The organism is Tabrizicola sp. (assembly GCF_051645465.1).
In the GTDB taxonomy this organism is placed as follows: Bacteria; Pseudomonadota; Alphaproteobacteria; order Rhodobacterales; family Rhodobacteraceae; genus Tabrizicola.
This window is the reverse complement of record NZ_JBOFBI010000027.1, coordinates 1-9,261: the sequence shown is the minus strand read 5'-3', so window position 1 is coordinate 9,261 and position 9,261 is coordinate 1. Positions and strand designations below refer to the sequence as shown.

General features: G+C 61.1%; 12 protein-coding genes. 5 read left to right on the top strand and 7 right to left on the bottom strand.

The annotated features are described in order from the left end of the window. The coding region (locus ACRCSW_RS01690) for a TetR/AcrR family transcriptional regulator (RefSeq protein ID WP_438702268.1) at window positions 1–617 on the bottom strand (617 nt) is incomplete at its 3' end. A 134-nt stretch (window positions 618–751) separates the two neighbouring features. Between ACRCSW_RS01690 and ACRCSW_RS01685 the strand changes: the two genes are divergently transcribed. Genes ACRCSW_RS01685 through ACRCSW_RS01675 form a run of 3 tightly spaced genes read left to right on the top strand, consistent with a single transcriptional unit; the run spans window position 752 to window position 2,574 of the window. Next, window positions 752–1,732, top strand: coding sequence for an alpha/beta fold hydrolase (locus ACRCSW_RS01685; RefSeq protein WP_438702267.1), 981 nt, complete (start codon window positions 752–754; stop codon window positions 1,730–1,732). Between the two features lie 37 nt (window positions 1,733–1,769). Then, the gene (locus ACRCSW_RS01680; protein ID WP_438702266.1) at window positions 1,770–2,303 is read left to right on the top strand and encodes a GFA family protein; all 534 of its coding nucleotides are present in this window, start codon (window positions 1,770–1,772) and stop codon (window positions 2,301–2,303) included. After that, the gene (locus tag ACRCSW_RS01675; RefSeq protein ID WP_438702265.1) at window positions 2,296–2,574 is read left to right on the top strand and encodes a DUF6958 family protein; all 279 of its coding nucleotides are present in this window, start codon (window positions 2,296–2,298) and stop codon (window positions 2,572–2,574) included. The genes ACRCSW_RS01680 and ACRCSW_RS01675 overlap by 8 nt, the downstream gene beginning before the upstream one ends. Window positions 2,575–2,923: 349 nt before the next feature. Here the strand turns inward: ACRCSW_RS01675 and ACRCSW_RS01670 are convergent, their stop codons facing one another. Further along, window positions 2,924–3,778, bottom strand: a complete 855-nt coding sequence (locus ACRCSW_RS01670) for an alpha/beta fold hydrolase (protein ID WP_438702264.1) — start codon at window positions 3,776–3,778, stop codon at window positions 2,924–2,926. Window positions 3,779–4,005: 227 nt separating this feature from the next. Here ACRCSW_RS01670 and ACRCSW_RS01665 point away from each other — a divergent pair, with 227 nt between their 5' ends. Then, the gene (locus ACRCSW_RS01665) at window positions 4,006–4,815 is read left to right on the top strand and encodes an MmyB family transcriptional regulator (RefSeq protein ID WP_438702263.1); all 810 of its coding nucleotides are present in this window, start codon (window positions 4,006–4,008) and stop codon (window positions 4,813–4,815) included. 169 nt (window positions 4,816–4,984) lie between these two features. Here ACRCSW_RS01665 and ACRCSW_RS01660 read toward each other — a convergent pair whose 3' ends face one another. Together ACRCSW_RS01660 and ACRCSW_RS01655 are read right to left on the bottom strand one after the other, a co-directional pair. Next, window positions 4,985–5,410: a VOC family protein gene (locus tag ACRCSW_RS01660; protein ID WP_438702262.1), complete on the bottom strand. Its 426-nt coding sequence runs from the start codon at window positions 5,408–5,410 to the stop codon at window positions 4,985–4,987. 198 nt (window positions 5,411–5,608) lie between these two features. Next, window positions 5,609–6,010, bottom strand: a complete 402-nt coding sequence (locus ACRCSW_RS01655; protein WP_438702261.1) for a hypothetical protein — start codon at window positions 6,008–6,010, stop codon at window positions 5,609–5,611. A gap of 121 nt (window positions 6,011–6,131) precedes the next feature. On the opposite strand from ACRCSW_RS01655, the gene ACRCSW_RS01650 reads away from it, so the two are divergent. Beyond that, entirely contained in the window at window positions 6,132–6,926 is a 795-nt protein-coding gene (locus tag ACRCSW_RS01650; protein ID WP_438702260.1) for a helix-turn-helix domain-containing protein, read from the top strand. Window positions 6,927–6,982: 56 nt separating this feature from the next. Here the strand turns inward: ACRCSW_RS01650 and ACRCSW_RS01645 are convergent, their stop codons facing one another. The 3 genes from ACRCSW_RS01645 to ACRCSW_RS01635 form a co-directional block, all read right to left on the bottom strand. Next, complete coding sequence (locus ACRCSW_RS01645) at window positions 6,983–7,567, bottom strand: hypothetical protein (protein ID WP_438702259.1); 585 nt, start codon at window positions 7,565–7,567, stop codon at window positions 6,983–6,985. A 116-nt stretch (window positions 7,568–7,683) separates the two neighbouring features. Further along, entirely contained in the window at window positions 7,684–8,154 is a 471-nt protein-coding gene (locus tag ACRCSW_RS01640; RefSeq protein WP_438702258.1) for a (2Fe-2S)-binding protein, read from the bottom strand. Next, window positions 8,147–9,261: molybdopterin cofactor-binding domain-containing protein (locus ACRCSW_RS01635; RefSeq protein WP_438702257.1), on the bottom strand; the 1,115-nt coding region annotated here is incomplete at its 5' end. The genes ACRCSW_RS01640 and ACRCSW_RS01635, both read right to left, overlap by 8 nt.

Below are 9,261 nucleotides of genomic sequence, written 5' to 3'. Positions count from 1 at the left end.
GCCCGCACCCCCTCCTTTGCGTACCGCTTCAGCTCAGTCGACGCGGGGATCGCACTGTCCCCGAGCAGCATGACTTCATTGAGTGGCTGCGCCATGACCAGCCAATTGAAATGCGATGCGGCCGTCATGGGATCATCAGCGGTAAGCAACCTGCGAGCGACCAGTTCGCGAAAGATCTCCGCCAGCCCCTGCATCGCGCGCAGAGGACCATTCTCGTAGAGGACACGCGCGAGATCGGGGAACCGTCCCACCTCGCCAATCACCAGTCGGCGGAGTTGCATGACGCGCGGTGAAAGCACGATCGACAGTTGGCGGTAGGCGTATCGTTCCAGTTCAGCAGCCAAGTTGTCGCTATCGGAAACGGTCAGTTCATCCATCAGCACGACATCGCCGGTGCGTCTGGTCAGGGAGAACACGATTTCGATGAACAGGGATTCCTTGCTGACGTAGTGCTTGTAGATGGTCTGCTTGGAGACGGCGGACTTCGCAGCGACCTCGTCCATGCTGGCACCGAGGTAGCCATCCCGCAGGAAAATTTCGGTGGCGGCTTCGAGGATCGCCACCTTCTTGCGGGAGGTGCGAGTGTCCCCGGACGCCGCCACCTGCTCTTCGACCATCAGACGCAATCCATCCTGTTCGCGGGTTTCTGCGAATCGTATTGACACATGCGTACCATACCGTCTAGTACTCAACTGAAGCAGTACTGATCAGTCTAGTACTAGTTACCACACCGGAACGACAGGAAAGCACAATGAAACTGACCCTCGCGGCACTGACCTCGACGACTGCGCTGGCGATCATAGCGGGAAGTCTGGTTTGGACTGGCGCTACCTCGGCGGAGGTTTCCAGCAAGCAAACCATTGATCTTACTGAAGGAGAGAGCGAGATGGCTATGGATGTTAGAACGTTGACACTCAGGGTCGCGGGCGCAAGCTTGTACTATGAGGTCCGCGGGGTTGGGCCAACGCTGCTGATCATCCCCGGTGGACCGCAGGATGCAGGGGTCTTCACCGAGCTCGCCGAACTGTTGTCGGACCGCTACACGGTCGTGACCTTCGACCCGCGGGGAAACTCGCGCAGCAGCTTTGATGGGCCAGTCGTCGACCTTGAGGTCGATGTGCAAGCAGACGATGCGGCGGCTATCATCCGCGCGGTGAACAATGGCCCGGCCTACGTCTTCGGGACAAGCGGTGGGGCCCAGATCGGACTGAATCTGGCAGCGCGGCATCCCGACCTCGTGCAGGTGCTGGTCGCGCACGAACCACCGTCGATGATGATGCTAGACGATCCGGAGCCTGCCTTGGCCGCGGATCGCGCGCTGCACGAGACCTACAGAACCAAAGGCGTGGAGGCCGCTATGGCGGAATTCTTCGCTATGGCGGGTTTTAGCGGCGATGACGAGGCAGGCGAAGCGCCAGCCGAGTTCGAGATGACGCCCGAGGCCGCAGCGACGTTCGAGCGGGTCAGCGGCAACTTCGAGTACTGGCTTGCGCACGGCATGATCCCGCTTTCGACCTATGTGCCAGAAGTGGAGAAGCTGAAGACCGGAGTGCCTCCGGTCGTCGTTGCCATTGGCGAAGCCTCGGCGGGCCAGGATATTGAGGCGATAGGTCTTGCCCTGACACGGAAGTTGGGCGTCGAAGCCATGCGCTTTCCGGGAGACCACATGGGTTTTGAGACGGAGGCAGCCGCCTTTGCCGAAGCGGTGCATACGGCATTCCTGACCCAATGATCCCGGCCAGACTAGCCCCGAGTGGAGTCAAGCCAAGATGAAAACAGTCGAGCTATCCTGCCGCTGCGGCGGCACCCGCCTCGAAGTACAGGGCGAACCGTTCCTGGTCTCGGAATGCCTGTGCACCAGTTGCCGCGCTGCCGCGGCACGGCTGGCCCAGCTGCCTGGTTCCGCGCCGATGCTAACCACCTATGAAGCGACCGCTACGGCCGAATACAGGAAGGATCGCGTCAAGATCCTGACCGGTGTCAATACCCTAAAGGAGTTCCGGCTGACCCCGACCTCCGGATCGCGGCGCTGCGTCGCAACCTGCTGCAACACCCCTATGTTTCTTGAGATGAAAGGCGCGCATTGGCTGAGCGTTTATCTGAATCTCTGGCCAACGGATCAAAGACCAAAGCCACAGCTTCGCACCATGACAGGCGATCTGCACGATCCGTCCGGTCTGCCGCAAGACATACCGAACCTGCGCACGCATTCGCCGGCCTTCTACGCGAAACTTTTCGCTGCTTGGGCTGCGATGGGATTCCGAAATCCGAAGATCGAAGTGAAAGGAGTGCTCGATGTCTAACGACAAGATCGTCGTCGAGAATATCAATACGCCTGGGCGGACCGAGCGTCTGGACCGCGCCAAGTACACGGCAATGCGAGAGGCGCTACTTGCTGTGCTCCCTTTCGAAGAGCCCGGGATGACCGTCCCACAGGCCAATGTGGCAGTTCTGCCGCGGCTGCCGGACCAGCTCTTTCCGCACGGCGCCACGGCCGGATGGTGGCTAAAAGCCGTGCAGCTTGACCTTGAGGCGAAAGGCGTGATCCGCCGCGCGCCGCGCAGTCCGGTTTAGCTCTACAAGCTACGGACAAACTAGCGATGACCCTTGGTCTCGCGCAATCCTGATGGAGAGAGAAGATGAGTTCGACGGATCTATCGAGAGAGACACCTGCGACGGGCAGCTCGCCGTGGGAAACAGTGGTGACCAGGATCGCAGCGATCTGGAACCAGGCCCGCGTCCGCCATCACGCACGAAAGCTAAGGAGGGACCTCGCACAACACAGCCGCCGCTCGCTCCGGGACATGGGGTTCGACCCGGACGCCGTGCACCCGCCGTTCGGGCCGCAACTGGGCATAGAGCGTCTACATCCAGGCTCTTTTCTCTTTCAACGCTCCAAGGCGCGACGTTAGTTGCCTAGATGTCAACCATCGGCCAGGAAATCTGCGATGTCGGCGTTAAGGCGCTGCGCGTGAGTCAAGGGCAGACCATGCGGCGCGCCCTCGTACACCTGCAAACGTGCTCCGCGGATCAGTGCCTGCGTCGGTTTAGCTGTAAGGTCAAGAGGTGCAGACGCGTCCCTGTCGCCATGGATCAGAAGGGTTGGCACGTTGATGCTGCCGACATCGGCACGAAAATCGGTTTCAGCATTGGCGCGCGCCATCTCGATTGCGGCAAGCAGAGAGGTCTGCAGCATGAGCCCCTGCCCCCAGGCGATCATGCCCGGCGAGGTTTCGGGCACGAAGAATGGTTCGGTGTTTGCGGCGATCCATGCTGGAAAGTCGATTGCCAAAGGGGCCCGCAAGTGCTCCAGGATCGTCGGATCCAGTCCATTGGGATTGGTCTCCGACTTGGCGAAGCAGGGGGTGATCGCTCCGACGAGAACCACCTTCGACACCCTGCCCCGGCCGTGGCGGGCGAAGTAGCGTGCGATCTCCGTGCAGCCCATCGAATGCGCGACCAGCACAACATCATCCAAACTCAGCGTCTCGATAACTGCTGCCAGGTCGTCGGAGAGCGTGTCATGGTCATAGCTTTGGCCCGGGTCGCTGGAACGGCCGTGGCCGCGCCTGTCATAGGCGACCGCACGATAGCCGCCCCGTACGGTAGCAACCATCTGATAGCCCCAGAAATCGGAAGGCAGGGTCCAGCCGGAGAGGAACAGCACCGGCCTGCCCGCTCCCCAGTCCCGCACAAAGAGACGCGTTCCATCCTCGGCAATAATGTGATCTGGGCGCAAATCCCGCCCGGTTCGCACTTCCATACTTACTTTCGGCATCTTGAAACCTCAGTTCAGTTTCGGTCATCTTGCCACCAGACAGTAGGGGCGCTGCGATCCCGTGGCGATTACGTGTCGGGTAAAGATCGCCGACACGGCTTAGGACCTGCCTTGCCACCCTGCGCTTAAGTCGGGCAAACAGAAGCGCGATCAAGGACCCGGACACCTTGCCGCCGCCCCGGCCGCGACAGGACTCTCAAAACTGATACGGCCAGGACGATGCAACCATGAATGTCGGAACCATCCTAAAGAGTGCTCGGGAAGCGCGGCAGGTGTCCCAACTGGAACTCGCGTTGCGCCTGAACGTGTCTCAGCGTCACCTGAGCTTCGTAGAGAATGGTCGCGCGCGCCCTAGCCGGGATCTCATCGTTAATTGGACGCAGGAACTGAACGCGCCGAAGTCGCTGCGCAACGCAGCCTTGCTGCATGCGGGATTTTCAGTGGTTACCGGGCGCGTCGGCCGACAAGGCACTGGCTTCGAACGGCCAATTGAGGCGCATGGCCGGGTTCTCGACGCCCATGATCCTTGGCCCGGCATGATCTTCAACTCGGACTGGCGGATGCTGCGCCTGAACGCCGGAGCAGCTTGGTTGTTCAGCCGCATTATGCCCGAGTACCTGGCTTCGCTCGATGGTGATCTTGACGGGTGGGACATGATTGCCGGAATTGCGCATGAGGGCGGGTTGCTGGCGCGGATGACTGAACCCTCGATCATTGGTGCACGACTGCTTGGTCAGCTGCGGCTTGAAATGCTGATCCGGCCGGCATTGACCAAACGAGTCGAAGCGCTGGAGGCTGCACTTCAGAATAGGTACGGCGATCTACTCGAAGGGCAAACCCACGACAGGCTGGAGCCAGGTCTCGATCTGCATTTCACAACGCCACAGGGACCGTTGAGCTTCTTTACCGTGCAGACTCTGTTCCAGTTGCCGCAGGATGTGGCACCGGCCATGGTGCGGACTGGGCTTTGGTTTCCAGCCGACGCTACGACACGGGACATCATGAAGCGGCAGGTCGCCGTCTTGGCTGATGGCTAGAACGCGCCACTCCTGATGAAACCTGCGGTGCCGCCCTTCTTCATCCTCGGCGACCGGCTCGTGACTGGATATCGACAGCCGAGCAGTGCGGTGCGCCTCAGTCGCGGCAACAATCCAATGGTGGCGCAGACTTCCGCCAGCGCCACCACCCAACGTGCCCCGCACAACCTCATTCGGTCATGTACTGATCCCAGAAGCCTGCCTGCGGATCGATCTGCTGCACCACATCGACCAGCACGCCCGCCGGATCCTGGGTCATGAAGCGGCGCTGGCCCCAGGCTTCGTCCGTCAAGGGATGCACGATGGGAGCGCCGGCAGCGAAGAGCCTTTCGAAAGCCGCCGCCGCGTCGGCGACTTCGACGGTCAGTATCATGCCGCGCCCGTCAAAGCTTTCCGGTCCCGGAGGGTTCGACGGATGGTCGGGGTGCATGAAAGCAAGCGTTGCGCCACGACTTTCGCCATCCGGTTGGCCGACGAGATAGACGAACCAGCTGGCCTGGAATGCGACCTCGAAGCCGAAATGGGTGACGTAGAAGTCGCGCGCCTCGAAGTGGGCGGGTGTGGTGATCAACGGGTAGAGGTCGCGAACGTACATGGTGGTTCCTGTCGTGGAAGATTCAGTTTCATCGGCGTGGGTTGCTGGAGTTGCAGCCAAAAGCAGGACAAGCGAAGCCACGACTGAGTGTAGGAAGGGTCGAATGGTCGTCATGATGGTTCCTTTGGTATCGAGATCAGTTCGGGCGACGCGGGGCAAGCCGGCGAAGCGCCGGGCCGCCGCCGTCATGGTTTACTGTCACGCAGTGACACGGGCGCGCGCGCTGATGCCGCGCCAGGCCCGATACTCGAGCCAGGCCAGCAGGCCGACCACAGCCGCTTGCCCGAGGATCAGCGCGACCCCGAGGCCATTCGGCGCGATGACACCGAAAAGCGCGACGCTGGCCACGACCCAGCCAAGGTTGCCGAGGATCACCAGCCAGACCGCCAGCGGACTGCCGGTTCCGGCGCGGGCGACCAGCGCCATATAGATCGCGATCGGTATCAGGATCGCGCCAGCATAGAAAAGCAACGTCGCGGGAATCGCCGTTATCCCAGCGATCGGTCCGGAACCCAGGAGCAGGAATAGGCCCATCGCCGCGCAGGTCAAAGCGTCGAAGTTCAGAATGCGGGCAAGGCCGCCGTGATCGGAGTTTGTCATCGTGCTTTCCTTTCGCAGAAGCGTTTCGATTGCGTCACTCTGGCAATCGGCGGACGACGCGTCGATTATCCGGGAGGTAATCGCGTGAGCGATCCGGCAGCCCTATCGTAAGGCTATGACCATGCTTGACCCTTCCTTCGGCGATCTCCTTCGACAGTGGCGCCAGCGTCGCGCACTAAGTCAGCTTGCTCTCTCGGGCGAGGCTGAGATTTCACAGCGCCACCTCAGCTTTCTGGAGTCGGGCCGCAGCACACCTAGTCGCGAGATGGTGCTGCGGCTAGCTGACGGGCTGGATGTGCCGCTGCGCGAGCGCAATCTGATGCTGTCCGCCGCAGGTTTCGCCCCTGTCTACCGCGAGCGCACCCTCGATGATCCTGACATGGTCGCCGCACGACAGGCGGTCGCCGCGATCCTGAAGGGGCACGAGCCGTTTCCGGCGCTGGCCATCGACCGGCACTGGCATCTGATGGAGGCGAACGCCTCGGTCGGGCCGTTGCTTGCCGGGGTGGACCCCGCGCTGTTAGCCTCACCGGTCAATGTCTTGCGCCTGAGCCTGCATCAACAGGGGCTGGCCCCCCGGGTTGCCAACTACCGCGAATGGCGCACACACATCCTGGCGCGGTTGGACCGGCAGATCGCGCTGTCCGCCGATCCCGTCCTCGCCACGCTGCGCGACGAGCTTGCGGGCTATCCTGTGCCGCCCGGCAATGCGCCTTGGCGGCCCGGCACGACGAAAGGACCCTCCATCGCCGTGCCCTTCGTGCTGGAAACCGACGCGGGTCGCCTGTCCTTCCTGAGCGCCACGACTGTGTTCGGCACGGCGGTGGACATCAGCCTGGCCGAACTGGCGATCGAGGCTTTCCTTCCCGCTGACCAACGGACTGCAGACTTTCTGATGGGCCGTCGCCACGGCTGACCCTCGCTTGCGCCGCGATCTAATCACCGATTGGGTGGATGCCGCGCCTCGAATGTTCAAAGTTCGATCAACTCCTGGCCGACCGATGGTCGATCTTCGTCCCAGACCAGCGCGAAGCCGACGCCGCGGATACCAACCTCACGGAAGGTGTCAATTAAACTCTCCTGCAGGTAGATTGGCGAGACACGGTAGCCACCGTTGCGCAACCGTAACCGGAAGACCTGAGTCGAGCCGATTGCGTCAGGCCGAAAGACGTGCCGTTCAATCATCAGAACGCTGCCATCATCAAACCGAACGATTTCTGATTTGTCTTCTTCGAGTGCCTCGAGGCTGACCGTCACGTTGAAGAGTGTCAGCGGCGTGTCAGCGATCAAGTCTAGAAACTCGCCGTAGCGCTCCAGTTCGGGCCGGAGCGCTGCAAGTGCAGTCTTTCGCAAGACCAGCAAATGCTCGTTGTACCAAGGCATGTCTGAGGCATGGCGTTGGCGGCCTCTATCATCCTTAAGAAGCTCCTGCATTGGCACCGGCAGCCAGGCGGTCTCGCGCGGCCCATTCACGGCGTATAGGCGGAGATTGTCGGTTTCGCGGCGTGGAACGGTCCAGACCTGGCGTTCGAGCACCTGAGGTATGAAGATTCTCATAAAAGATCGCACTCCATTATCCAGTCTCGGTGCCACCGCTGCTCGTGTCCAGACGAACCGTCTCGCCAGGCCTCCGCTCCCTGAAAAAGACAACGTGCCAATTGCGGTCTACGACCCTAGCCGCCTTTCGTCAGGTCAAGAATTGCCCGCCGAATCCTGGCATAGGTGCCACAGCGGCAGATGTTGGTGAGCGCTTCATCGATGTCCGATCCGTTTGCGTTCGGTTTTTCTTCAAGAAGTGCAACCGCCGCCATGATGAAACCGGGCTGGCAATAGCCGCACTGAGGGACCTGATGCCTGATCCAGGCCTGCTGCAGCACGTGCAACTGAACGGCTCCCAACCCCTCGATTGTTGTTACGTTCTTGCTTTCGACGTCACGAAGAGAAATGACGCAAGACCGAACCGCTTCCCCATCAACATGCACGGTACAGGCACCGCACAACGCCTGACCGCAGCCAAACTTGGTCCCGGTCAGCCCGAGATGATCGCGCAGCGCCCAAAGCAAGGGCGTGGCGGGATCTGCCTCAACCTGTTTCCGCACGCCATTGACCGTCAGCGACGTGGCTTTTGTCGAAAGCTCAGACATTCTGGGCTCCATAGATTGTGTGAACACGGTGCCGGGACATCGGCAGCTCTCGGTATCGTTTGCCCGTAGCAGCGAAAATCGCATTGGCAAAAGCTGCGGGAACGCAGACCGCTCCGACCTCCCCCAAACCCCCGATCTCGCTGCGACCTTCGACAAAGTCGGTCACCAGGTCAGGAACATCGGGCATGGTGACGACGAGATACCCGTCGTAGTTCCGTTCCCGTGTGTGCCCACCGTCAAAGCGTATCTCCGAATAGAGAGCCGCAGACAGCCCCCAGACCACGCCCCCTTCGATCACCGATGTTGCATTCACACGGTCCAGGACCGGGCCCGGATCCGCAACGGAGACGATCTTGTGGATCTTTACGCCTTCAGCGGTGACGGACAGATCGACAATCTGGGCAAGGTAGCTTCCGAAGCAGTCGGCAAATGCCAACCCTAGATGCCGTCCGTCTTTCGGCGTGTCCCAACTGGCCAGATCAGCAGCACGATCCAGCACCGCAAGCGCGGTCTTGTTGTTCGTCAGCAGGCGCTTTCGGTAGATCAGCGGATCAGCACCGGCAGATGCCGCCAGTTCGTCGATGAAGCTTTCAACGGCAAAGTTATTCGGGCCATGCCCGGTAGGCCGCAGAACCATCGTGGGGATCGGCAGCTGAAGCATGTTGTGGTCAACACGCAGCGCGGGCCAGTCATAGGGGCTACCGACCAGCCCTTCGACACACAGCTCATCTACCATTCCGGGGTCAAGCGGGGCGGGCAGGATCGGAGACAGCAGGGTCGGAGCGACAATCCGTGCGGACAGGGCCGTCGGCATCCCGTCCTGATCAACGCTCGCGACCAGTTTGCAATCGAACATCGGCCTGAACCGGTCCAGCTTGATGTCCTCTTCCCGGTGCCAGATCAGTTGAACCGGACGGCCCACGGCCCTTGAACAAATGGCGGCATGCACCGTCGCGTCCGCCACAAGTTTGCGCCCGAAACCGCCGCCGATGTATGTTCGCTTGATCTCAACCTGATCGGGCCTCAGGCCAAGTATCGAGCAAAGCACAACCTCGGTGATCTGGCTGCCTTGGGTCGGCACCCAAGCCGTCACGCCATCGTTTCGCA